Genomic DNA, 23,467 nt, shown 5'->3' on the forward strand with positions numbered 1-23,467 from the left:
GGCACGCCCCTCGCGGCGGCCGCCGACATCCCGGTCGGCGGCGGGAAGATCTTCAAGGACGCCAAGGTCGTGGTGTGCCAGCCGTCGCAGGGCGAGTTCAAGGCGTACTCGGCCGCCTGCACGCACCGCGGCTGCGCCGTCGGCTCGGTGTCCGGCGGCACGATCAACTGCCACTGCCACGGCAGCAAGTTCAAGATCGCCGACGGGTCGGTGGCGAGCCCGCCCGCGGACGAGCCGCTGGAGGAGAAGAAGATCAACGTCCAGGGCGGGCAGATCACGCTCGCCTGATCGTCTTCGCGGGCGCCGGGCCGTCCTCGCCGGGGGCGGCCCGGTCACCGTTCGGGCCTCCGTCCCGCTCACCGTTCCGGCCTCCGTCCCCGTCACCGTCACCGCGCACGTCCCGGGCGGGCTCCGGGGTCTCGACGCGGATCCGGGGGAGCGCCTCGGGATAGTGGTGGCGGATGTGGGAGATGAGATGCTCGCGCACGTCGCAGCGCAGGTCCCAGGTGCTCGCCGAGTCCGCGGCGCTCATCATCGCGCGGATCGTGACCAGCCCGTTCGGCTGGACGTCCACCGCCTGCAGGATCCACTCGCGCCGGTCCCACAGCGGGTTGTCGCGGAGCGCCGCGTACAGCTCGGCGCGCAGCTCGTCGATCGGGACCGACCAGTCGACGTGCAGGTCCACCGAGCCGAGCAGCCGGGACGAGTGCCGCGTCCAGTTCTCGAACGGCTGCTCGGTGAAGTACGACACCGGGAAGATCATCCGCCGGTCGTCCCAGAGCCGCAGCGACACGTAGGACAAGGTCAGCTCCTCGACCAGCCCCCACTCGCCCTGCACGACGACGACGTCGTCCAGCCGCAGCGCGTCGCTGAACGCCAGCTGCAGCCCGGCGAGCAGGTTGCCCAGCACCGGCCGCGCCGCGATGCCGACGACCAGCCCGGCGACGCCCGCCGACGCCAGCACCCCGGCGCCGACCGCGCGCACCCCCGGGAAGGTGAACAGCGCGGCGCCGAGCGCCAGCACCACGATCAGCACGGTCGCGATGCGCCGCAACAGCAGCATCTGCGTGCGGGCCTTCCTGGCCCGCCGGTTGCGGTCGCCCTCGATCCGCATCAGCCGGTCCAGCGGCGGATCGCTCAGCGCGTAGCCGATCCGCAGCACCAGCCACGTCGTCGTGCCGATCGCCGCGATCCGCAGCACCTGCCGGACCGCGTCCTCCGCCGGGTCGGCGAGCAGCCGGAACGGCAGCGCCGTGCTGCACCCCACGACCGCGGCGAAGGCGAACGCGGGCGCGGCGACCCGCCGGGCGACGAGCCCGGCACCCGGCCAGCGCGCCGACAGCCGCCCGGCCAGCAGCCGCCGCCCCGCCTCCACGGCGATCACGGCCGCGGCGACCACCGCCGCCAGGACGATCCAGGCCCAGAACGCGGACACGTTCGCTCCGACCTCCTCCCACCGGGCACAGCACCCTCTTCCGACCTTCTCTTTCCCAGGGTTTTGCGATCATGTGAGACGGACGGCGAGATATCTGTCACCTGCGGAGACACCCCGGGACGGGACGCGCGGGAGCACGGCGTGTCGGCGCCGCCCACTAGGCTTTCGAACGTGGCAGATCCGGCGACCTACCGACCCGCCCCCGGCTCGATCCCCGAGTCCCCCGGGGTGTACCGGTTCCGAGACGAGCACGGCCGGGTCATCTACGTGGGCAAGGCCAAGAGCCTGCGGCAGCGCCTCAACTCCTACTTCGCCGACTTCTCCGCGCTGCACCCCCGCACGCAGACCATGGTGCGGACGGCCGCGAAGGTCGACTGGACGGTCGTCGCCACCGAGGTCGAGGCCCTCCAGCTCGAGTACTCCTGGATCAAGGAGTTCGACCCGCGGTTCAACGTCCGTTACCGCGACGACAAGTCGTATCCCTACCTCGCCGTCACCCTGAACGAGGAGTTCCCGAGGGTGATGGTGATGCGCGGTGCCAAGCGCAAGGGTGTGCGCTACTTCGGGCCGTACTCCCACGCGTGGGCGATCCGGGAGACGGTCGACCAGCTCCTGCGCGTGTTCCCCGTCCGGACGTGCAGCGCCGGGGTGTTCAAGCGGCAGCACCAGCTCGACCGGCCCTGCCTGCTCGGCTACATCGGCAAATGCTCCGCGCCGTGCGTCGGCCGCGTCACCCCGGAGGAGCACCGCCTGCTCGCCGAAGACTTCTGCGACTTCATGGCGGGCCACACCACCCGGTTCACCAAGCGCCTCGAACGCGACATGCGCGAGGCCGCCGCGTCGCAGGAGTACGAGCGCGCCGCCCGGCTCCGCGACGACGTCCGCGCCCTCGAACGCGCGCTGGAGAAGCAGGCCGTCGTCCTCGCCGACACCACCGACTGCGACATGATCGCGTTCGCGGAGGACGAGCTGGAGGCGGCGGTCCAGGTCTTCTACGTGCGCGGCGGCCGGATCCGCGGGCAGCGCGGCTGGGTCGTCGACAAGGTCGAGGACGTCACCACCGCCGACCTCGTCGAGCACTTCCTCATCCAGATCTACAGCGAGAGCGAATCGGTTCCGCGGGAGGTGCTCGTCCCGGCCCTGCCGCCCGAGGAGGAGGCGATGGCCGAGCTGCTGTCGGAGCAGCGCGGCGGGCCGGTCCGGCTCCGCGTCCCGCAGCGCGGCGACAAGAAGGCGCTGCTGGAGACGGTCGCGCGCAACGCGCACGAGGCGCTCAAGCAGCACAAGACGCGCCGCGCGTCCGACCTCACCACCCGCAGCCGCGCGCTCCAGGAGATCCAGGACGCCCTGGAGCTGGACGACGCGCCCCTGCGCATCGAGTGCTACGACGTGTCGAACCTCCAGGGCACCAACGTGGTCGCGTCGATGGTCGTGTTCGAGGACGGCCTGGCCCGCAAGAGCGAGTACCGCCGGTTCTCGATCAAGGCCGTCGAGGGGCAGGACGACGTCCGCTCCATCCACGAGGTCATCACCCGCCGGTTCAAGCGCTACCTCGCCGAGAGCGAGAAGATGGGCGAGCTGGATCACCTGGGCGATCCTGACGAGGAGGGAGCGCACCAGCCGATCGACCCGGAGACCGGCAGGCCGCGCAAGTTCGCCTACCCGCCCAACCTCGTGATCGTCGACGGCGGCCCGCCGCAGGTCGCCGCCGCGCAGCGGGCGCTGGACGAGCTCGGCGTCGACGACATCGCCGTCTGCGGCATCGCCAAGCGGCTGGAGGAGATATGGCTGCCCGGCGAGGCCGACCCGGTGATCCTGCCGCGCAACAGCGAGGGCATGTTCCTCGTCCAGCGGGTCCGCGACGAGGCGCACCGGTTCGCGATCGCGTTCCACCGGCAGCGGCGCTCGAAGTCCATGACGGTGAGCGAACTCGATAACGTTCCGGGTCTGGGCCCGGCGCGCCGCGCGGCACTGCTGAAACACTTCGGGTCACTGAAGCGGCTGAAGGACGCGACGCCCGAGCAGGTCGCCGAGGTTCCGGGGATCGGGCTGCGCAGCGCCGAGGGCATCGTCGCGGCGCTGCACGGCGCCGCGGTCCCGCGCGGGGGCGACGGGACGGGCGGCGGCGAGACGGGCGGAAACGACGGGGAGCACACGGGGAGAGGGTCATGACCAGCGAGACGAAGATCCCGGACATCGTGATCGTCACCGGCATGTCCGGGGCGGGCCGCAGCACCGCGGCCAAGTCCCTGGAGGACCTCGACTGGTTCGTGGTCGACAACCTGCCGCCGGGGCTGCTGGCCACGATGGCCGACCTCGGCGGCCGGGTGAAGGACGCCGTGCCCCGCATCGCCGTCGTCGTCGACGTCCGCAGCCGCGCCTTCACCGAGGACCTGCACTCCGCCATCGCCGAGCTGGAGGCGCGCGGCGTCCACCCCCGCGTGGTCTTCCTGGAGGCGAACGACGCCGACCTGGTGCGCCGGTTCGAGAGCGTCCGGCGCCCGCACCCGCTGCAGGACGACGGCCGCCTGGTCGACGGCATCGCCCGCGAGCGGGAGCTGGTCCGCGAGGTCCGCGCCGAGGCCGACCTGGTGATCGACACCAGCGGCCTCAACGTGCACGAGCTCCGCAACAAGATCATCGGGTTCTTCGGCAACGACACCGGCGAGACCAGCCTCCGCGCGACCGTCGTGTCGTTCGGCTACAAGTACGGGCTGCCCGTCGACGCCGACCTGGTGGTCGACTGCCGGTTCCTGCCGAACCCGCACTGGGTGCCGGAGCTGCGGCCGAAGACGGGCCGCGACGCCGCCGTCCGCGACTACGTCCTCGGGCAGCGCGGCGCCAAGGAGTTCCTGTACGCGTACGCGGAGGTGCTGCGGCTCCTCGCCGACGGCTACGAGCGCGAGGGCAAGCACTACGTGACGCTGGCCGTGGGCTGCACCGGCGGCAAGCACCGCAGTGTGGCGATGGCGGAGCAGATCGCCGCCCGGCTGCGCGACGAGGGCATCGAGGTGCAGGTCGCCCACCGTGACCTCGGCCGCGAGTAGAATCCCCGTCCGGCCCCTTGTTGGGGGACCACCCCCACGCCCCCCGGGTAGAGAACCGGCGCCCGGCGGGGTCCCGGACGAGGAGAGCAGGTCGACGCCACGGTGAAGCCCAACGGCCCGAAGGTCGTCGCGCTCGGCGGCGGCCACGGCCTCTACGCCTCGCTGTCGGCGCTGCGCCGCGTCACCGACCGGCTGACCGCGATCGTCACCGTCGCCGACGACGGCGGGTCCAGCGGGCGGCTCCGCCGCGAGCTCGGCGTCCTGCCGCCCGGCGACCTGCGCATGGCGCTCGCCGCGCTGTGCGGCGACGACGAGTGGGGCCAGACGTGGCGCGACGTCGTCCAGCACCGCTTCCGCAGCGAGGGCGACCTGCGGGGCCACGCGGTCGGGAACCTCCTCATCGTCGCGCTGTGGGAGCTGCTCGGCCAGGAGGGCGCGGTCGACGGGCTCGACTGGGTCGGGCGGCTGCTCGGCGCGCACGGCCGCGTCCTGCCGATGGCGGCCGTCCCGATGGACATCGTCGCGGAGGTCCGCGGCGCCGACCCGTCCAGGCCCGACGAGATCACCCACGTCAAGGGGCAGGTCGCGTGCGCGAAGACGCCCGGGAGCGTGCTCGGCGTCTCGCTCGTCCCGGCCGACCCGCCCGCCTGCCCGGAGGCGCTCGCCGCCGTCGACGACGCCGACTGGATCGTGTTCGGGCCCGGCTCGTGGTTCACCAGCGTCCTGCCGCACCTGAAGGTCCCGGCGCTGGCCCGCGCGCTCGCCGCCTCCAGCGCCCGCCGCGCCGTCGCGCTGAACCTCGCGCCGCAGCCCGGCGAGACCGACGACTTCTCCCCGCAGACCCATCTGGAGGTCCTGCGGGCGCACGCACCCGACCTGAGCATCGACGTCGTCCTCGCCGACCGCGGGGTGGTGGACGACCCGGCGGCGCTCGACAAGGCCGTCCAGGAGATCGGCGGGCGCCTCGTGCTCGCCGACGTCGCCGCCGACGACGGGTCCCCGCGCCACGAACCGGCCCGTCTGGCCCAAGCCTTCGTACAGATATTCAGTGAGTGACGCCCGGCGCCGCCGCGATCGGCGACACTGCTGGGAGTCCGATAGGGGGAGGGGTCCAACTCATGGCGATGACCGGTGTGGTCAAGGACGAGCTGAGCAGGCTGACGGTCATGAAGCCGTGCTGCCGCAAGGCCGAGGTCTCGACGCTGCTGCGCTTCGCGGGCGGCTTGCACCTGGTCAGCGGGCGCATCGTGATCGAGGCCGAGATCGACACCGGGGTCGCGGCACGGCGGCTGATCAAGGACATCGCGGAGGTGTTCGGGCACACCTCGGAGGTCGTGGTGCTCGCGCCGAGCGGGCTGCGTAAAGGCAACCGTTATGTCGTCCGGGTCTTCCGGGACGGGGAGTCGCTCGCCCGGCAGACCGGGCTGATCGACAACAACGGGCGGCCCGTCCGCGGCCTGCCGCGGCACGTCGTCGCGGGCGCTGCGTGCGACGCCGAGTCGGCGTGGCGGGGCGCGTTCCTCGCGCACGGCTCGCTGACCGAGCCGGGCCGGTCCATGTCGCTGGAGGTGACGTGCCCGGGCCCGGAGGCGGCGCTGGCGCTGGTCGGCGCGGCCCGCCGCCTGAAGATCCACGCGAAGGCGCGGGAGGTCCGCGGCGTCGACCGGGTCGTGGTCCGCGACGGCGACGCGATCAGCGCGCTGCTCACCCGGCTCGGCGCGCACGACAGCGTCCTCGCCTGGGAGGAGCGGCGGATGCGGCGCGAGGTCCGCGCCACCGCGAACCGGCTCGCGAACTTCGACGACGCGAACCTGCGCCGCTCCGCCCGCGCCGCCGTCGCCGCCGGCGCCCGCGTCGCCCGCGCGCTGGAGATCCTCGGCGACGAGGCCCCCGAGCACCTGGTCAAGGCCGGGCGGCTGCGGCTGGAGCACAAGCAGGCGTCGCTGGAGGAGCTCGGCCAGCTCGCCGACCCGCCGCTCACCAAGGACGCCATCGCCGGCCGCATCCGCCGCCTGCTCGCCATGGCCGACAAGCGCGCCGGCGACCAGGGCATCCCGGGCACGGACGCCAACCTGACCGCCGAGATGCTCGCCCCCTGACCCTCAGCGGACCCGGAGGATGCCGCCGTCGGGCCCGGCCACGAAGACCAGCCGGTGACCGGAGAACGACGCGTCCACGCGGACGCCGCCGCCGCGCAGCGGGCGGACGCGCACGTCCGGCCGTTCCGTGCCGCGGACGGGGGCGATGAGCGTCAGCATCCGCACCCGCGCCCCCCGTCCCGGGAGCGACACGACCGGCGCGGGGGCCTTCCTGCGGTGCCCCGGCGCGACCCACCCCTGTTTGGGGTTCAGCGACCCGCGGACGGTCCGGGCGGGTGACGGCGCCGTGCCCGGCAGCGGTATTCGCAGGAAGTGGACGCGGACCCGCCCGGCGGTCGCGACGGCGCCCGTCCCGCGCGGGACGGCGGTGAACGCGGGCGGCAGGTGCCAGAGCTGCTCCACGGCACGCGGGGCGGGCGCGCGCACGTCGTCCAGCACCACGAGGGCGTCGGGGCCGGACGCGGCGAGCACCGACCGCGACCGGGTCGTCCCCGTGAAGGCGGTGTCGGTGAACGAGAACGTGTCGGCGCCGCGCCGGAACCGGTGCGCGGTCAGGGCCGTGGCCGCGCCCGGCTGGAACGGGACGTCCCGCACCACGACCGTGTTGTGGGCGTCGGGCGAGCGCAGCCACTCCTGCCACGCCGGGTCGCTGTAGCCGATGTGGCCGCTCGGGACCAGGACGTCGCGGCCGAGGGCGTGGAACGTCAGCGCCATGTGGTCGTTCTGGCCGTGCGCGTACCGGCCGGGGCCGAACCGCGCGGTGTAGGACATCTCGTCGGTGAACGCGCGCCCGTCGCGGCCCCATCCGGAGCGCCCCATCACGTATCCGGCCTGGTAGACGCGCGCCCGCGCCGCCGGCGGGGTGCCAGCGCGCCCCTGGGACGCCACGTACCCGAGGGGGCCGTCCCCGGGAGAGCCGATCTCCGACGCGTCCGCCGCCTGCGACTCGCCGATCTGGACGAGGTCCCCGGCGGGCGTCGTCTGGAACGCGATGAACTCGTCCAGCAGCCGGTGCCGCCGGGCGAGCTCGGCCGGGACGGGCCGCCCGCACCGGTGCATCACCCGGAACGCGAGCCGCCACCGGCTCCGGTTGTAGACCGCGTAGTACGCCGACTGCTCGTTGTTCGCGCCCTCCGCGTCGATGGCGGGCCGCGCGCCGCCGGGCGGGTCGAGGATCGCCTCGCGCAGCCGCCGGAGGCCGAGCTCGGCGAGGTCGTCGCGGCCGATGCCGCAGCCCGCCGTCATGAGGATCATCGACTCGTCGGTGCCGTGGTTCCACGGCCCCGAGTAGTGGGCGGGGTCGGCGAGCCACCGGGCGTGCTCGGCGATCGCGTCGTCGAGCCAGCGGCCGCTGCGGTGCCGCCGCAGGCAGACCAGGGTGGCGAGCCGGAATTTGGTGCCCTCGGCGATCGCCTCCCGCCGGTGCTTCCCGAACCGCCGGGGGTCGTCGTTGTCGGCGAGCCAGTCGCGGACGATCCCGGTGGCCGTGTCGAGCGCCGCGCGGTCGCCGGTCCGCCCGTACTCCTTGATCGCGCCGCCGAGCCATTCGAGGGAGTGGAGCCACAGCTGCCACGTCCGGTTGCCGTGCGGGTCGAGGCCCCAGTCCACGTCCGTGCCGGTGGCGACGCGCACGGGCGGGACGCCCGGCACCCTGAACCGGCCCGCGCGGACCTCCGCGGCCGGGTTCAGCCTGTCCAGGCCGTTGTAGCCGAGGCACACCGACCTGTCCGCCGCGACCCGCGCCGTCACCGGGACCACGGGCGGCGGCGCGGCGGCCCGCTCGCAGCCCGCCGACAGCGCCAGCACCAGCACGGCGCTCCCCGCGCGGCGGGCACCCTTCCAAGATCGAGTGATCATGCGTCAAGGACACGCCACGCGCCGCTCCGGCTGACCGTCCCCGGTGACGGGACGGTGAACATTCGGCGACGGCCGCGGGAGCGGGCCCTCCGGTGTCATCGAAACCGGCCCGGGAGTGTCTCAATGACGTGATCTCCGTCGAAGAACTCGGCTCGCGCGAGCCGCCGGCGCCCGCACGCGACGCGCTGGAGGAGCTGTTCGCCGCGCACTACCGGCGGCTGGTCGGGCTCGCCGGCCTGCTGGGCGCGGACGACCCCGAGGACGTGGCCCAGGAGGCGTTCGCGCGGCTGCACGGCCGCCGCGCGGCGCTGCGCCGCCCCGAGACCGCCCCGGCCTACCTGCGCGCCACCGTCTGCAACCTGGTCCGGAACCGGCGCCGCCACCTGCGGATCGCCCGGCTCCGGCAGCCGCCGCCGCCCGAACCGGTCCGGGCCGCCGAGACCGTCGTCCTCGACCGGGAGGGCGACCACGAGCTGATCGGCGCGCTGGACGGCCTGTCCCGCCGCCAGCGCGAGGCGATCGTCCTGCGGTACTGGCTCGACCTGGCCGACCACGAGGTGGCCGAGGCGATGGGCATCGCGCCCGGCTCGGCCAAGACCCACATCCGCCGCGGGCTCATCGCCCTCCAGCGCGCCCTGGGAGGTGCACCCGAATGACCGTGACAGAGAAGGCCCTGCGGGACGCCCTGCACGCCGAAGGCACGTCGTACGCGGTGAGCCCGGACGCGTGGGCCCGCGTCCAGGCCCGCGCCGCCGCCAGGCGGGCGCGGCGCCGCCGGGCGGTCCCGGTCGCCGCCGCCGCGGTGACGGCCGGGATCGCCGCCGCCGCCCTCGTCCCCGGCCTGGCGGCCGGCGGCGACGCCCGTCCCACGGTGGCCGTGGCCCCGGTGCCGTCCGGGCCCGGCGACAAGCAGGTCGCGCAGATCGTCCCGCGCCTGTGCGCCGGCGACCGGCCCGCCCGGGAGAACGCGAACCTGCTGGCGCGGGCCGGAGCGCTGCCGGTTCCCGGCGGCGGGGGCTGGCTCGTCGCGATCGGCGACGGCACGGGCGGCCTGCGCTTCCTCCGCGTCACGGGCGGCGGCGGACGGCTCGACTGCCGGGCGTACGCCGCGTCCCGGACCGGCACCCGGACGTACGCCTCCTACGCCGGCGCGCGCGGCCGCGGAGAGGTGTCCTGGACCGGCGTCACGTCCGCCGCCGCCGTCGCCTTCGAGGTCCGCTACGCGGACGGCACCCGGCTGCGGTTCGCCTGCGACGGCGACACGGCGGGCTGCGCGCGCCGCGCGACCGCGAAGGGCTGGGTCACGGTGTTCACCACGAGGCCGCGCAGGTACACCCCGCCCGAGCCAGGAGCCCCCGTCCACGGCGTCGTCACCGTTCTCGGCGCGGGAGGGAAGGTGCTCGAACGGCTGCCGTTCAGCGCGGGGTAGCGTCGCCGCGCAGGACGCGGTGGACGAGGTCGTCGCGGAGCTGCCCGTAGCCGGTCTCCGCCCAGACGCTCTCGGACGGGTCGGCCTCGTAGTAGGGGACGTCGCGGCCGTCTCTGTGGTCCATCAGGACGTCCGGCGTCTCCTTGCCGCGGACCGCGCGGGCGCACGGGCGGCAGGTCCGGACGCGGAGGCTTTTGCGCGATCCGAGCGGCCGCCAGTCGATCCCGGTGGTCGCGTCGCCGTGCAGCGGGTTGAAGAAGCAGAGCGGGACCGGCGGGATCTCGGGGTCGCCGTTCGCGACGGCCTGCGCGGAGGCGAAGGCGTCGCGGCCCTGGTCGAGCAGCACCAGGACCCCGGCCAGGTCGGGGACGCCCCGGGCGGCGTCGAGGGTCTTGCCCGCGGCCTGGTAGGCGTCCAGCGCGCCGGTCATCAGGGTGCGGGCCCGCTCGCCGGTGGTGGGCACGGTGGTCTCGTCCAGCAGCTCGCCGAACGCGATGACCTCGCGGGACGCCTGCTCGCGCAGCTGGTCCTCGCTCGCCCGCCGCGCGGTGGCGAACACCGTCCGGGGCAGCAGCAGGCCGCTGCCCTCGCGGCGGGCGGACGCCATCCGGCGCCGCCGCCACAGCAGGAACCCGCCCGCGCCGACGACCGCGAGGCCCGCCACGCCGGCGCCGAGGGGAAGGGCGAGGCCGCCGTCGTCGTCCGCCGGGCCTGGGCGGGGCTCGCCGGCGCGGTTCGCCGACTCCCGCCGGGCGCTGCTGCGCCGGTCGATCTCGGCGGAGACCCGGTCGTACTCCCGCTTGCCGGTGCCCGCGATGATCAGCTCGGTGACGCGGGACAGCCGGGCCGCGAGCGGCGCGTCGCGCATGGCGCGGTCCAGCGTGACCGCCCACGCGGCGTCGCGCGCCTGGTGGTCGCCGCCCCACTCGCGGGCCGTCAGGTCCTGGCTGTCCTCGCGGAGCGTGATGAAGATCCCGTCGCGGCCGAGGCGGTCGTGGACGACGGTGGCGAGCTGCTCGGCGTCCGCCCAGGTGCCGCCCGTGACCAGCGGGACGAGCACCACGTAGATCGGCGCCGGCGCCTGCCTGAACCTGGCGATGAGCCTGCGCCGCTCCGCGACCGGCAGCGCGGACGCGATCGACGGATCGACGTGGATGGGGGAGCGGCGCAGCGCCGCTGCCAGCCGTTCGCCGGGGGACGGTTCACTCAACACCCAGGTACCTCATCACACGGGGAAGGAACTTCTTGCCGTTCGCGCCCCACGCCGTGTCACGCCACACGCCCGGGACGGCGGTGTGCGGGCGGCCCCCGATCTCCATCAGGTGATGCCTCCGCAACCCGCCGCGGCGCTCGCGCTCCTGGCAGGCGCCGCAGAGCGGGCACGGTTTCGGCAGGACGCCGTCGCCGTCCAGCTTCGGGACGTGCGCGCGGCCCGTCGAGTCGCCGTGCAGCGGGTTCACCAGGCACGGGACGGGCGGCGAGGCGACGTTCCGGGTCAGCGCGGCGCGTCCCCGGCGGGCCAGGACGATCGCGCCGGCGAGATCGATGGCGCGGTCCGCGTCGTCCTTGGCGTCGTCGTAGAGGATCTGCCCGGCGTCGTAGGCCGACACGGCGAAGTCGCGCCCGCGCTCCGCCTCGGCCGTGGCGAGCAGGTCGCGGAGCCGCCCCAGCTCCTTGGACGCGGTGCGCCGCAGCCACCGCATGCCCGGCTTCCGCGGCGCCCGGGGATGCTTCTCGACCTCGCCCGCACCGGACCGTCCCCCGCCCGGCCGTCCCCTGCGCACCAGCGCGAGAACGCCGATGCCCGCCCAGTACAGCAGCACGGCGGCCGGCGGCCCGGCCAGCAGGAGCCCGGTGAGGAGCGGGCCCTTGACCTCGGGGTCGCTCGGCGTCAGCTTGTTCTCCTCCCCGAACGGATCGGGGCTGGAGTACAGCCGCGGCGTGGACGGTGACGCCGACGGCGCCACGGCGTACCCGTTCAGCCGCTGCACGATCCGCTCCGCGAGGCCCTCGTACGGGCGGTCGTAGTCGGCCGGACGCGAGGAACCCGGTTCGTCCTTGTCCAGGGGCGAGAAGTCGTAGTCGCGCGGCACCTGGAACGCCTCGGACTCCAGGCGCCCATGCGAACTGACCATCAGGTAGAGCCCGTCCCGGCGCGACCGGTCGTGCAGGGCGAACAGGAACGCGTCGTCGCGTCCCTGCGACTCCGAGTCGTTCGGGTTCGGGATCACGACGACGTAGACGGCGGTGCCGATCTTCTTCGCCGTGGTCTGGACGGCCTGGCGGACCCGCGCGCGCTCGGCCTTGTCGAGGGCGCCGCTGACGTCGGGATCGACGAACAGCGGGTCCTTCGCCAGCGCGGCGGCGACCCGGTCGAGGCGCTGGTGGGCGTGCGGCGGATCGTCCGCGGCGGCGACCGGCCCCACGCCCGTGATCAGAACGGTGAGCAGCACCGCGACGCCCGCCCGCATCACTTCCGCCCCCTCCGGCCGCCGCCTTCGCGCCGGTTCGCCCGGCGGACGCGGCGGGCGACCAGCAGGCCGAGGAGCGGCAGCCCGCCGAGCGCGGCGCCGCCGCCGAACGCGGCCATCTCGACCCGGTCGGCACGCCGGTCGGCCTTGTCGTCGGCGTCCAGCGCCCTGCGCGTCGCCGACTTCGGCCGCGGGCCCGGGTGATCGCGCCGCTCCCTCGCCCGGCCGGACAGGGCGATGTCCACGAATCGCCCGATCATGTCGACGGCGCTCACGTCATAGGGCAGCTCGAACTTCGCGGCCCACCAGGCGTCGTCCACCGGAAGCCGCCGGGAGCCGCCGAACTGCCGGGCCTCCCCGTGCCCGCCGGACGGGTCGACCACGATGTAGATCCCGTCCTTGCCCAGCCGGTCGCGGAGCAGCACCGTGAGCGCGCCGGGCGGCTGGTCCGCCCCGAGGCCGAGGGTCGGCGTCACCGCCACGTAGGCGGGCACCCCGAGCCGGGCGACGGACGCCCTGATCCGCGCGGCGGCGTCCGGGGGCAGCGACCGCGGCGCGTGGTCGGTGACGTACACGGGGTCGCGGCGCAGCGCCGCCGCGAGGTGATCGGCGCGGGACGGCTGATCGGCACGTTCCACGGCCGCCGCCGTCGCGGGCCCGACCGGGCCCGCGAAAAGGCAGGTCAGGACCCCGCACAGGGCAAGGACGAGCAACCGGGCGGGGCGCATGGAGCGCGATTCTACTGATGACCGGCGAAACGCCCTCAACCGCGGATCCGCCAGGCCAGCCGGTGTCCGGCTACCCGCGGGTCATTGGATAGGGTCGAGGCTGGGGGAGAACCCCGAACAGACGTAGCTGAACAGTCCGGCTGACCACCGGGCGCTTAGATGTGCGAGGAGCCGTTCCGTGACCATCCGCGTAGGCATCAACGGGTTCGGCCGGATCGGCCGGAACTTCTACCGGGCCGTGAAGGCGTCCGGCGCCGACATCGAGATCGTGGCGGTCAACGACCTGACCGACAACGCCACGCTCGCCCAGCTGCTCAAGTACGACAGCATCCTCGGCCGCTTCCCCGAGGAGGTGCGCGCCACCACCGACGAGATCGTCGTGGGCGGCAAGGCCATCAAGGCCTTCGCCGAGCGCGACCCCGCCAACCTGAAGTGGAGCGACGTCGGCGCCGACGTCGTCGTCGAGTCCACCGGCTTCTTCACCGACGCCGCCAAGGCCAAGGTGCACGCCGACAACGGCGCCAAGAAGGTGATCATCTCCGCGCCGGCGAAGAACGAGGACGTCACGCTCGTCCTCGGCGTCAACGACGACAAGTACGACCCGGCCAACCACACGGTGATCTCCAACGCGTCCTGCACCACCAACTGCCTGGCCCCGCTGGCGAAGGTCCTGCACGACAGCTTCGTCATCGAGAAGGGCCTGATGACGACGATCCACGCCTACACGCAGGACCAGAACCTCCAGGACGCCCCCCACAAGGACCTGCGCCGCGCCCGCGCCGCCGCGCTGAACGTCGTCCCGACCTCCACCGGCGCCGCCAAGGCCATCGGCCTGGTGCTGCCCGAGCTGCAGGGCAAGCTGGACGGCTACGCGCTGCGCGTCCCGGTGCCGACCGGCTCCGCCACCGACCTGACCGTCACGCTGTCCCGCGAGGTCACGGTCGAGGAGGTCAACGACGCGTTCCGCGCCGCCGCGGAGGGCCCGCTGAAGGGCTACCTCACCTACACCGAGGACCCGATCGTCTCCAGCGACATCGTCACCGACCCGGCGTCCTGCATCTTCGACTCCGGGCTGACCAAGGTCATCGGCGACCAGGTCAAGGTCGTCGGCTGGTACGACAACGAGTGGGGCTACTCCAACCGGCTCGTCGACCTCGTCAAGCTCGTCGGCTCCCAGCTGTAACCGCAGCCCTTCGCGCCGTGGCCGCCCGCGACCGGCAGCGCGGCCACGGCGTGTCCGTGTACGGAAGGACTGCAGGGAAGGATGAGCATCCCGATGCGCACCATTGACGACCTCGACGTGGAAGGCCGCCGCGTCCTCGTCCGGGCCGATCTGAACGTCCCCCTGGAGGACGGCGCGATCACCGACGACGGGCGGATCCGGGCGAGCCTGCCGACGATCGAGGCGCTGCGGACGAGGGGCGCCAAGGTCATCGTCTGCGCCCACCTCGGCCGCCCCAAGGGCGAGGTCAGGCCCGGGCTCTCCCTCGCCCCCGTCGCCGCGCGGCTCGGCGAGCTGCTCCGCGCGGACGTCGCGTTCGCCACCGACGTCGCCGGCGACTCCGCCCGCGCCACCGCCGGCGCCCTCCCCGACGGCGGCATCGCGCTCCTGGAGAACCTGCGCTTCGAGCCGGGCGAGACCAGCAAGGACGACGCCGAGCGCGGCGCGTTCGCCGACCGGCTCGCCGCCCTCGCCGAGCTCTACGTCGGGGACGGGTTCGGCGCCGTGCACCGCAGGCACGCGTCGGTGTTCGACGTGCCGAAGCGGCTCCCGCACGCCGCCGGCGGGCTGATCGTCGCCGAGGTCGAGGTGCTGAAGCGGCTCACCGAGGACGTCGAGCGCCCCTACGCGGTGGCCCTCGGCGGCTCCAAGGTGTCCGACAAGCTCGGCGTGATCGACAACCTGCTCGGCAAGGCCGACCGCATCCTCGTCGGCGGCGGCATGGTCTTCACGTTCCTCAAGGCCCAGGGCCACGAGGTCGGCAGGAGCCTCCTCGAAGAGGACCAGCTCGGCACCGTCCGCGAGTACCTGCTGCGCGCCGAAGACACCGGCGTCGAGTTCGTGCTCCCGGTCGACATCGTCGCCGCGACGGCCTTCTCCGCCGACGCCGACCATGACGCCGTGCCCGCCGGCGCGATCCCGTCCGACCGGCTCGGCCTGGACATCGGCCCCGAGTCCGGCAAGCTGTTCGCCGCGCGCCTCGCCGACGCCCGCACGATCTTCTGGAACGGCCCCATGGGCGTGTTCGAGATGGAGCCGTACGCGAACGGCACCCGCGCCGTCGCGCAGGGCCTCATCGACTCCGGCGCGTTCACCGTGGTCGGCGGCGGCGACTCCGCCGCGGCCGTCCGGCGGCTCGGCTTCGACGAGGCCGCCTTCTCCCACATCTCGACCGGCGGCGGCGCGAGCCTCGAATACCTCGAAGGCAAGACGCTGCCCGGCCTGCAGGCCCTGGAGGACTGACCGATGGCCCCCGCGACTCCCTCTTCCGGCAAGCCCGACGCCCGCAAGCCGCTGATGGCGGGCAACTGGAAGATGAACAACAACCACCTCGAGGCGATCGCGCTCGTCCAGAAGATGGCGTTCGCGCTCAAGGACGCCGACTACGCGGCCGTCGACGTCGCCGTGATCCCGCCGTTCACCGCGATCCGCTCGGTGCAGACGCTCATCGACGCCGACAAGTACCCGATCGAGTACGGCGCGCAGGACGTCTCGCCGCACGCCTCCGGCGCCTACACCGGCGACATCTCCGCGGCGATGCTCGCCAAGCTGCGCTGCACCTACGCGCTCGTCGGGCACTCCGAGCGCCGCCAGTACCACGCCGAGGACGACGCGCTCGTCAACGCCAAGGCCAAGGCCGCGCTGTCGGCCGACCTCACCCCGATCCTCTGCGTCGGGGAGGGCCTGGAGGTCCGCAAGGCCGGCGGGCACGTCGCGCACGTCATCGAGCAGCTCGACGGCGGCCTGGAGAAGATCACCGCAGAGCAGGTGCGGCGCACCGTGATCGCCTACGAGCCGGTCTGGGCGATCGGCACCGGCGAGGTCGCCACCCCGCAGGACGCGCAGGAGGTCTGCGCGGCCATCAGGACGCGGCTCGCCGAGCTCTACGACGGCGGAGTGGCCGACGAGGTGCGTATCCTGTACGGCGGCTCGGTGAAGGGCGGCAACATCGCCAAGCTGATGGCGCAGCCCGACGTGGACGGCGCCTTGGTCGGTGGTGCCAGCCTGGACCCGGGAGAATTCGTCAAAATCTGCCGGTACCGGGATCTTCCCACCTGATCAACCTGATCAATTCCGCGTGAACCGGGGGTTCTTGCCGAACCAGCGGGATGTTCGTCGTACCCTTCGTAGCTGACGGGTAAACCGCACGGCCGGACCCACCGTCTGAACTACAGACCGTCCTGAACTACAGACAAGGCGCTGAAGAATCGTGATCATCGCATCTTCCATCGTGCTCATCGTCACGAGCCTGCTGATGGTCGTCCTCGTCCTCATGCACAAGGGCAAGGGCGGCGGACTGTCCGACATGTTCGGCGGCGGCATCTCGTCGTCCCTGGGCGGGTCGTCCGTGGTCGAGCGTAACCTCGACCGGCTGACGATCGCCGTCGGCGTCATCTGGTTCGCCTCGATCGTCGCCCTCGGGCTCCTTTTCAAGGGCGACGCCTGAGCAACCCGTTCCGACCAATGCGAGCGCCGCGCCGTCCCAGGAGGTCACGGGCGGCGGCGGAAGACCAAGCGAGGAGTACTCCGTGGGTAGTGGCAACGCGATTCGGGGCAGCCGTGTCGGGGCCGGTCCGATGGGAGAGGCGGAACGCGGCGACGCCGCCCCCCGCGTATGGGTGACCTTCTACTGCGCCAACCGGCACGAGACCCGCCCCAGCTTCGCGACGGACGTCGCGGTCCCCGAGACCTGGGACTGCCCGCGCTGCGGGTTCCCCGCCGGGCAGGACTCGGACAACCCGCCGGCCCCGCCGAAGACCGAGCCGTACAAGACGCACCTGGCGTACGTGAAGGAGCGCCGCAGCGACGAGGACGGCGAGGCCATCCTCGAAGAGGCGCTGGCCAAGCTCCGCCAGAAGCGCGCCGCCGTGAAGCAGGCCCTGGAGTCCGCGAGCCGCTGACGGCCCGCGCACAGACCACCGCATGGCCCGGCCCCCGCCAAGGGGGGCCGGGCCATGCGCCTTCCGCCCGGGAACGGCGCGGAGATCGGCGCGGCGCGCGAGCCGGAACGGCGGTTCGCGTTCGCGCTCGACTGCGTCCTGGCCGGCCTGGAGGCCCGCCGCCGCTGAAAACGCCGGTCCGGCGCGGAACCCCGCGCGGACGGTGAGCGGCTCGGTATGATGGCGTCACGCGACTGGCGCAGTCAAGGTGGAGTCGACCACCGGGGAGCGAAGTAGTCCGCACACCGCGCGCCTGGGTGTACGGGTCCCCATCCGCCGGGGTGCCCGGAGCCCTGGCGCGGACAGCGCGGAGGCATCCCATGCATCAACCGGCCGTTCCCCATCTGCACGACCAGGACCCCGAGATCGCCGGGCTGGTCGAGGACGAGGCACGTCGCCAGTACGAGAAGCTCCGGCTTATCGCCTCGGAGAACTACGTCTCGCCCGCCGTCCTGGAGGCCTCCGGGACCGTCCTGACCAACAAGTACTCCGAGGGGTACGCGGGCAGGCGGTACTACGAGGGCCAGCAGTTCGTCGACCCGATCGAGACGGTGGCGATCGAGCGCGCGAAGGAGCTGTTCGGCACCGAGCACGCCAACGTCCAGCCGTACTCGGGGTCGCCCGCCAACCTCGCCGTCTACATGGCGTTCCTCGACCCCGGCGACCCGGTGATGGGCCTGTCGCTGCCGATGGGCGGGCACCTCACCCACGGGTGGTCGGTGTCGGCGACCGGCAAGTGGTTCCGGTCCGTCCGCTACGACGTGCGCGCCGACACCGGATGCGTCGACATGGACCAGGTCCGCGACCTGGCGCTGAAGGAGCGGCCGAAGCTCATCTGGTGCGGCGGCACCGCGATCCCGCGGATCATCGACTTCCCCGCGTTCGCCGAGATCGCCCGCGAGACCGGTGCGGTGCTGGCCGCCGACATCGCGCACATCGCGGGCCTGGTCGCGGGCGGCGCGCACCCGTCCCCGGTCGGCCACGCCGACGTGATCACCACGACCACGCACAAGACGCTGCGCGGCCCCCGCGGCGCCATGATCCTGTCGACGGCCGAGCATGCGAAGGCGGTCGACAAGGCCGTGTTCCCCGGGCTGCAGGGCGGCCCGCACGACCACACCACCGCCGCGATCGCGGTCGCGCTGAAGGAGGCGTCGCAGCCCGACTTCCCGGCGTACGCGCACCAGATCGTCGCGAACGCCAGGGCCCTCGCCGCCGCGCTGGTGGAGCGCGGCTACGACCTGATCTCCGGCGGCACCGACAACCACCTCACCCTGATGGACCTGACGAACAAGGGCATCGGGGGCAAGCCCGCCGCGCAGGCCCTCGACCGGGCCGGGATCGAGCTGAACTACAACGCCGTCCCGTTCGACACGCGCAAGCCGTTCGACCCGTCCGGGCTCCGCGTCGGCACCGGCGCGATCACCACCCGCGGGCTCACCGAGCGGCACATGCCGCAGATCGCGGCGTGGATGGACGAGGTCGTGCAGGCCGCGACCAAGCAGGACGAGAGCGTCGTGGAGCGGGTCGCCGGGGAGGTCCGGGAGATGCTCGCGTCCTACCCGATCCCCGGCTGGACGCCCACGCCGTAGCCGCCCGGGGCGGTCACGCCCCGCGCAGGATCGTGATCATCCGCCAGGCGGCGGGGTCGGTGAGGGCCACCGCGTCAGTGCCGACCCCGAAGTCGCCGTGCCGGGCCAGGACGTCGAGGCCGCCCGCGAGGCGGATCGCGGCGTCGAGTTCGGTGGCCGTCCAGAACCGGTACGGGACGACGTCGCGCAGCACCCGCGTGGCGCCGTCCCCGGTGATGGTCATCGTGACGTGGTCGTCGGCGATCTGGGTGACCGGGTCGAGCCGGTCGCCGGGCTCGCCCCACCGCACGCTGGCGTGGACGCCGCCGCGCTCGACCGTCCAGCCCGTGCTGACGGTCGGGTCGTCGGTGAGCCGGTCGCGCGGATGCGACATCTCCACGATGTACAGGCCGCCGGGGGACAGGTGCGCGGCGACCCGGCGCAGGTGCTCGACCATCGCGTCGAGGGTCATCAGGTGGGACGTCGAGTCCAGCATGGTCACGACGAGGTCGAACCGGCGGCCGAGGTCGAACCGGGTCATGTCGTCGTGGACGACCGTCACCTCGACGCCGCCGCGCGCCGCCTCCCGCGCCGCGTACGCGCACATCTCCGCGTTCAGGTCGAGCGCCGTGGCGTCGACGCCGCGGCGGGCGAACTCCCGGGCGTGCTCGCCCGGCCCGGCGGCCAGCTCCAGCACCGACGCGGGCAGCGCGCCGTGCTCGGCGCACCAGCCGAGCAGCGCGTCCACCTCGGCGGGCACGTCGCGGAACGAGCACGCCAGCTCATACGCCCACGGGTCGTCGTAGATGCCGCTCACCGGGCCATCCTGCCAGGCCGGACGCCGGGCGCGAGGCCGGTGTCACGCGACCGCCACGTCATCGTGCGGCAGGGGTTTCACATTCCGGACGGGACTTGAGCCGTCCGGGCCGACCGCCTAGCGTGCGGTAAGTGATCGACCCCGTGAGCGGTGAGCGCGTCAACGATCGACCTGCGCGCGGTCCGGCCGCGACCCGGCTGCCGCTGCTGCTCCCCGGCACGCTCAGCGACGAGCAGCTGGCCGTCTACGAGGCGGTGACCGGCGGCCCGCGCGCCTCCGGCTCCGGCCGCACGAGCCCCTCTCCGGAGGACGGCGACCCGGACCCTTCGGCCGCGGAACCGCCGTTCGGGCTGGCCGACGAGTCCGGCCGCCTCCTCGGCCCGTTCAACGCGATGCTCTACAGCCCGTCCGTCGGGCTGCCGCTGCAGGACCTCGGCGCCGCGCTGCGATTCCGCACCGCGTTCACCAAGCGGGAGCGGGAGATCGCGACGCTGGTCGTCGCCGCGCACCTGCGCTCGGACTTCGAGTGGTACGCGCACGAGCGGATCGGGCGCCGCGCCGGGCTCGCCGACGGCGAGATGGACGCGCTGCGCGAGGGCCGCGCGCCGATGCTCGCCGACGTCCGCGAACGCGTCGTGTACGAGGCGACCCGGCAGCTCGTCGCGGACGGCGACCTCGCCGACGCCGTGTTCACCGAGGCGGCGACGACGCTCGGCCGCGCCGCCGTCGTGGAGCTGGTCACGCTCGTCGGGTACTACCGGGCGCTGGCGCTGCAGCTGCGCGTGTTCCGGGTCGGCGTCCCCGACGGCGAGCCCGCGCCCGAATGGCCCGCCGACGGCCTCGCGGAGGGCGGGCATGAGTGAGGTCCTGCGCACGGTGCGGCTCGTCCTGCACCCGGTGACCATGAGGGACCACGGCGCGCTGCTGACGCACTGGACGGGCCCGCTCGTGCGGCGGCACCTCTTCCACGACCGGCTGATCTCCGCCGTCCAGGTGTCGGAGATCATCGACTCCAGCGAGCGGGACTTCGCCACCGAGGGCTACGGGCTGTGGGCGCTGCGCCCCGCCCGCTGGTCCGGCGGGATCGACGGCACCGACGCCCGCGCGCCCGGCGCGGGCGACCCGCTGATCGGCGTGGCGGGGCTCAGCCATCACGACGGCCCGCTCGGCCACGGCGTGGACGTGGAGATCCTCTACAGCCTGGAACCGGACCACTGGGGCCAGGGCCTGGCCGCCGAGGCGTCCCGCGCGGTCCTCGACTACGCGTTCGGGGTGGTCGGCGTGCACCGGGTCACCGCCGAGATCGACACGGCGAACCCGGCGTCGGCGGAGATCGCGCTGCAGCTCGGGATGCGCCGCCGCCCGGACGGTCCCGCCGGGCCCGATGGCGCCGCCTACTACGCCGCCGAACGCTCCCGCTGGATCGGGTCCCGCCGGATCGTCGACGCCGTCCCCTGACGCCCGCCCGTCATTGGACGAGCTCCTGGACGTCGGCGTAGGAGAACGCCGGGAGTTCGCCGCCCTCTCCGGCGATGCCGAGAGCCGTGGTCACCGTCGCGTGCAGTGCCTTGCGGAACAGCAGCGAGCCCGTGCTCACGCGGTGGACGCCGAGCCGCGCCAGCCGCTCGTACTCCGTCTTGCCGGGCATGAACAGCACGTTGAGCGGCACTCCGGCGGCGTCGATGACGGCGCGGATGTCGGCGTCGTCGGCGATCCCCGGGACGAAGATCCCGTCCGCGCCCGCGGCGGCGAACGCGCGGGCCCGGCGCAGCGTCTCGTCCCGGTCCGGGGCACCGAGCCAGAAGGTGTCGGTGCGGGCGTTGAGGAACACCTGCGGCGCCGCCCGCTTCACGGCGGCGATCACGGTCGTCTGGTGGTCGAGCGGCGCGAGCGTCCCGTCGGCGCGGCCGTCCTCCAGGTTGATCCCGGCGATCCCGAACGTGGCCAGCTCGGCGACCAGGTCCGCGACGTCCGCGGCCCGCGCGGAGAACCCGCCCTCGATGTCGACGGTGACCGGGACGGGCAGGCGGGACAGGACGCGGGCGAGCGCGACCGTCTCGGCGCGGGTGTCACCGGCCGCGTCGGGCTTCCCCGCCGCCGCCGCGACCCCGAGGCTCGTCGTCCCGATCGCGGGGAACCCGGCCCTGACCAGCGCGGCGCCGCTCGCGAAGTCCCACGCGTTCGGCAGCAGCAGCGGCCGATCACCATGGTGCAGATCATGGAAGCTCACCGGTGGACCTCCGTCCCGGACAGGACCGCCTCGACGACGCCGGCGGCCAGGTGCGGCGCGTGATCGGCGGCGGGGCACGGCCGCCGGCCCGCGCCGAACGTCAGATGGGGGCCTTCCCGCCGGCCGGGATCGAAACGGTCGGGGTCCTCGAACACCGCCGGGTCGCGGTTGGCGGCCCTGAGATCCAGAACGAGCACGGTCCCGCGCGGGACCGCGCGGGAGCCGAGCCGGGCGTCCGTGGCGGCGACGCGGCGCATCACGGGCACGGGCGGGTCGAACCGCAGCGTCTCGGCGATCACCCGCTCGGCCGGGCGGCCGCGCGACTCGGGGCGGCGCGCGTACGGCAGCGTCCTGCGGACGAGTTCCGCCGTCGCCTCGCACGCCTGCATGAGGATCGCGATCCGGCCCGCGACCTCCTCGTCCGGGCCCGGGCCGAGGAGCCGGGCGAGCGCCGCGACGGCCCTGTCAGCTCCGGGCCCGCCCTCCCCGGTGAGGTACCCCGACGCCGCGGCGGGCACGGCCCGGGCCAGCGTCCCGGGCTCGGTGACGCCGAGGGCCCCGCCGAGCGCGAGCACCGGCGCCCGCTCCGGGTCGTCGCCCGCGAGGACCCGGTCACGGGCGCGCAGCCGCAGGTCCGCGGGGGACATGGCGTCCAGGGCGCGGACGACGAGGGCGCGGCGGCGCTCGTGGTCCGCGCCCTCGCTGAACCGGCTCACCGTCTGGCGGAGCCACGCGAGCGAGTGACGGCGGGCACCGCTTCCGGCCGGCTGGACGACGAAGCGCGGGTCGCCCAGGACGACGGTGACGTCGGCGTGCCGCGTGATGACCAGGTCCGTGTTCTCCACGCCCCGAATCTAGGTCCGGGTCGTTTCGCCGCCGGGCGAAGCGTCGGCGGGGCCGCCGCGCCACGCCGGGAAGGGGCGGGCCCCGGTGGCCACCTCGAAGGCGGCGCGGGCGAGCAGCCGCGTGGAGTCGAGCGTCGGCAGCGGTGACACATCGGGCGTGACCAGCAGCGGGATCTCCGTGCACACCAGGGCGACGGCGTCGCAGCCGCGTTCGGCGAGCCGCTTGACGACGTCCGCGTACGCGCGGCGGGACTCGTCGGTGAAGACGCCGTTGACCAGCTCCGCGAAGATGATCCGGTGCACGGTGTCCCGGTCGGCGGCGTCCGGGACCTCGGCGGCGATGCCGCGCGCCGCCAGCTCGCGGGGGTAGAGGGGGCCGTCCATGGTGTAGCGGGTGCCGAGGACGCCGACGCGGGTCCGCCCGTCCCGGGCGGCCTGGTCGGCGACGACCTGCGCGATGTGCAGGCCGGGCAGCGGCAGATCGGGGCCGGGACGTTCGAGCGCCATGTGCGCGGTGTTGTCCGGGCAGACGAAGAAGTCGGCGCCCGCCGCCGCGAGCCGCCGCACGCTCTCGGCCAGCGTCGCGCGGATCGGGTCGTGGTCTCCGGCGTCCCACGCGGGCATGCTCCGCGCCAGGGCGATGAGGTCGAGGGTCACGTCCGGATGGTCGTCCGGGCCCAGCTCCCGGAATCCCTCCTGGCAGAACGCGCGCAGGCACAGCGCGGCGCCTTCCATGCTGTGGGCGAGGATGCCGAGATGCTTCATGGTCTGTCCTGT

The 23,467-nt window shown here is 73.9% G+C and carries 24 protein-coding genes and 1 riboswitch; of the genes, 15 read left to right on the forward strand and 9 right to left on the reverse strand.

All coding sequences use genetic code 11. The features are described from left to right. The coding region (locus E1264_RS06655; RefSeq protein WP_132170648.1) for a Rieske (2Fe-2S) protein at window positions 1–288 on the forward strand (288 nt) is incomplete at its 5' end. Here E1264_RS06655 and E1264_RS06660 read toward each other — a convergent pair. Beyond that, window positions 275–1,435, reverse strand: a complete 1,161-nt coding sequence (locus E1264_RS06660; protein ID WP_243710793.1) for a mechanosensitive ion channel domain-containing protein — start codon at window positions 1,433–1,435, stop codon at window positions 275–277. The genes E1264_RS06655 and E1264_RS06660 overlap by 14 nt on opposite strands. A gap of 171 nt (window positions 1,436–1,606) precedes the next feature. On the opposite strand from E1264_RS06660, the gene uvrC reads away from it, so the two are divergent. The 4 genes from uvrC to whiA all read left to right on the forward strand — a co-directional run bounded on the left by uvrC (window position 1,607) and on the right by whiA (window position 6,581). Then, window positions 1,607–3,607, forward strand: a complete 2,001-nt coding sequence (uvrC, locus tag E1264_RS06665; RefSeq protein ID WP_132170650.1) for an excinuclease ABC subunit UvrC — start codon at window positions 1,607–1,609, stop codon at window positions 3,605–3,607. Beyond that, window positions 3,604–4,482, forward strand: a complete 879-nt coding sequence (rapZ, locus tag E1264_RS06670; protein WP_132170652.1) for an RNase adapter RapZ — start codon at window positions 3,604–3,606, stop codon at window positions 4,480–4,482. Before uvrC ends, rapZ begins: the two co-directional genes overlap by 4 nt. Window positions 4,483–4,584: 102 nt before the next feature. After that, window positions 4,585–5,538 (forward strand): uridine diphosphate-N-acetylglucosamine-binding protein YvcK, encoded by a 954-nt coding sequence (gene yvcK, locus E1264_RS06675; protein WP_132170654.1) that lies wholly within the window; start codon window positions 4,585–4,587, stop codon window positions 5,536–5,538. 62 nt (window positions 5,539–5,600) lie between these two features. Next, complete coding sequence (gene whiA / locus E1264_RS06680) at window positions 5,601–6,581, forward strand: DNA-binding protein WhiA (RefSeq protein WP_132170656.1); 981 nt, start codon at window positions 5,601–5,603, stop codon at window positions 6,579–6,581. 3 nt (window positions 6,582–6,584) lie between these two features. On the opposite strand, the gene E1264_RS06685 is transcribed toward whiA, so the two are convergent. Then, window positions 6,585–8,438, reverse strand: a complete 1,854-nt coding sequence (locus E1264_RS06685) for a heparinase II/III family protein (protein ID WP_132170658.1) — start codon at window positions 8,436–8,438, stop codon at window positions 6,585–6,587. A 128-nt stretch (window positions 8,439–8,566) separates the two neighbouring features. Between E1264_RS06685 and E1264_RS06690 the strand changes: the two genes are divergently transcribed. Beyond that, window positions 8,567–9,094 (forward strand): sigma-70 family RNA polymerase sigma factor, encoded by a 528-nt coding sequence (locus E1264_RS06690; RefSeq protein WP_243710794.1) that lies wholly within the window; start codon window positions 8,567–8,569, stop codon window positions 9,092–9,094. Next, on the forward strand, window positions 9,091–9,867 hold the full coding sequence (locus E1264_RS06695; RefSeq protein ID WP_132170660.1) for a hypothetical protein: 777 nt from the start codon (window positions 9,091–9,093) through the stop codon (window positions 9,865–9,867). Before E1264_RS06690 ends, E1264_RS06695 begins: the two co-directional genes overlap by 4 nt. Here E1264_RS06695 and E1264_RS06700 read toward each other — a convergent pair. The 3 genes from E1264_RS06700 to E1264_RS06710 are packed head-to-tail and all read right to left on the reverse strand — an operon-like array spanning window position 9,854 to window position 13,066. Next, on the reverse strand, window positions 9,854–11,080 hold the full coding sequence (locus E1264_RS06700) for a hypothetical protein (RefSeq protein ID WP_132170662.1): 1,227 nt from the start codon (window positions 11,078–11,080) through the stop codon (window positions 9,854–9,856). The two genes, E1264_RS06695 and E1264_RS06700, sit on opposite strands and share 14 nt — an antisense overlap. Next, complete coding sequence (locus tag E1264_RS06705) at window positions 11,070–12,341, reverse strand: hypothetical protein (RefSeq protein ID WP_132170664.1); 1,272 nt, start codon at window positions 12,339–12,341, stop codon at window positions 11,070–11,072. The genes E1264_RS06700 and E1264_RS06705 overlap by 11 nt, the downstream gene beginning before the upstream one ends. After that, complete coding sequence (locus E1264_RS06710) at window positions 12,338–13,066, reverse strand: hypothetical protein (RefSeq protein ID WP_132170666.1); 729 nt, start codon at window positions 13,064–13,066, stop codon at window positions 12,338–12,340. The genes E1264_RS06705 and E1264_RS06710 overlap by 4 nt, the downstream gene beginning before the upstream one ends. A gap of 178 nt (window positions 13,067–13,244) precedes the next feature. Here E1264_RS06710 and gap point away from each other — a divergent pair, with 178 nt between their 5' ends. The 6 genes from gap (at window position 13,245) to glyA (ending at window position 18,819) form a co-directional block, all read left to right on the forward strand. Next, window positions 13,245–14,249: a type I glyceraldehyde-3-phosphate dehydrogenase gene (gap, locus tag E1264_RS06715; protein ID WP_132170668.1), complete on the forward strand. Its 1,005-nt coding sequence runs from the start codon at window positions 13,245–13,247 to the stop codon at window positions 14,247–14,249. Window positions 14,250–14,342: 93 nt separating this feature from the next. Continuing rightward, window positions 14,343–15,530: a phosphoglycerate kinase gene (locus E1264_RS06720; RefSeq protein ID WP_132170670.1), complete on the forward strand. Its 1,188-nt coding sequence runs from the start codon at window positions 14,343–14,345 to the stop codon at window positions 15,528–15,530. Between the two features lie 3 nt (window positions 15,531–15,533). Continuing rightward, complete coding sequence (gene tpiA / locus E1264_RS06725) at window positions 15,534–16,346, forward strand: triose-phosphate isomerase (protein WP_132170672.1); 813 nt, start codon at window positions 15,534–15,536, stop codon at window positions 16,344–16,346. Between the two features lie 151 nt (window positions 16,347–16,497). Continuing rightward, entirely contained in the window at window positions 16,498–16,734 is a 237-nt protein-coding gene (gene secG, locus E1264_RS06730) for a preprotein translocase subunit SecG (protein WP_132170674.1), read from the forward strand. A gap of 82 nt (window positions 16,735–16,816) precedes the next feature. Further along, on the forward strand, window positions 16,817–17,188 hold the full coding sequence (locus tag E1264_RS06735) for an RNA polymerase-binding protein RbpA (protein ID WP_132170676.1): 372 nt from the start codon (window positions 16,817–16,819) through the stop codon (window positions 17,186–17,188). Window positions 17,189–17,407: 219 nt separating this feature from the next. Further along, a riboswitch (ZMP/ZTP riboswitch) is annotated at window positions 17,408–17,493 on the forward strand. A 54-nt stretch (window positions 17,494–17,547) separates the two neighbouring features. Continuing rightward, entirely contained in the window at window positions 17,548–18,819 is a 1,272-nt protein-coding gene (glyA, locus tag E1264_RS06740) for a serine hydroxymethyltransferase (protein ID WP_132170678.1), read from the forward strand. Between the two features lie 13 nt (window positions 18,820–18,832). Here the strand turns inward: glyA and E1264_RS06745 are convergent, their stop codons facing one another. Beyond that, window positions 18,833–19,615: a class I SAM-dependent methyltransferase gene (locus tag E1264_RS06745; RefSeq protein ID WP_132170680.1), complete on the reverse strand. Its 783-nt coding sequence runs from the start codon at window positions 19,613–19,615 to the stop codon at window positions 18,833–18,835. A gap of 131 nt (window positions 19,616–19,746) precedes the next feature. Here E1264_RS06745 and E1264_RS06750 point away from each other — a divergent pair, with 131 nt between their 5' ends. Together E1264_RS06750 and E1264_RS06755 are read left to right on the forward strand one after the other, a co-directional pair. Further along, window positions 19,747–20,478 carry a carboxymuconolactone decarboxylase family protein gene (locus E1264_RS06750; protein WP_243710796.1) on the forward strand — a complete coding sequence of 244 codons (732 nt, stop codon included), beginning with the start codon at window positions 19,747–19,749 and terminating at the stop codon, window positions 20,476–20,478. Next, window positions 20,471–21,073: a GNAT family protein gene (locus E1264_RS06755; RefSeq protein WP_132170682.1), complete on the forward strand. Its 603-nt coding sequence runs from the start codon at window positions 20,471–20,473 to the stop codon at window positions 21,071–21,073. Before E1264_RS06750 ends, E1264_RS06755 begins: the two co-directional genes overlap by 8 nt. Before the next feature lie 10 nt (window positions 21,074–21,083). On the opposite strand, the gene E1264_RS06760 is transcribed toward E1264_RS06755, so the two are convergent. From E1264_RS06760 to E1264_RS06770, 3 genes are read right to left on the reverse strand one after another with little or no spacing between them, the layout of a single operon-like run. Continuing rightward, on the reverse strand, window positions 21,084–21,845 hold the full coding sequence (locus E1264_RS06760; RefSeq protein WP_132170683.1) for an isocitrate lyase/phosphoenolpyruvate mutase family protein: 762 nt from the start codon (window positions 21,843–21,845) through the stop codon (window positions 21,084–21,086). Continuing rightward, entirely contained in the window at window positions 21,842–22,690 is an 849-nt protein-coding gene (locus tag E1264_RS06765) for a cytochrome P450 (RefSeq protein ID WP_132170685.1), read from the reverse strand. The genes E1264_RS06760 and E1264_RS06765 overlap by 4 nt, the downstream gene beginning before the upstream one ends. 9 nt (window positions 22,691–22,699) lie before the next feature. Further along, on the reverse strand, window positions 22,700–23,455 hold the full coding sequence (locus E1264_RS06770; RefSeq protein ID WP_132170687.1) for an amino acid racemase: 756 nt from the start codon (window positions 23,453–23,455) through the stop codon (window positions 22,700–22,702). Between the last annotated feature and the right edge of the window lie 12 nt (window positions 23,456–23,467).

The organism is Actinomadura sp. KC216, from assembly GCF_004348535.1.
Taxonomy (GTDB): domain Bacteria; phylum Actinomycetota; class Actinomycetes; order Streptosporangiales; family Streptosporangiaceae; genus Spirillospora.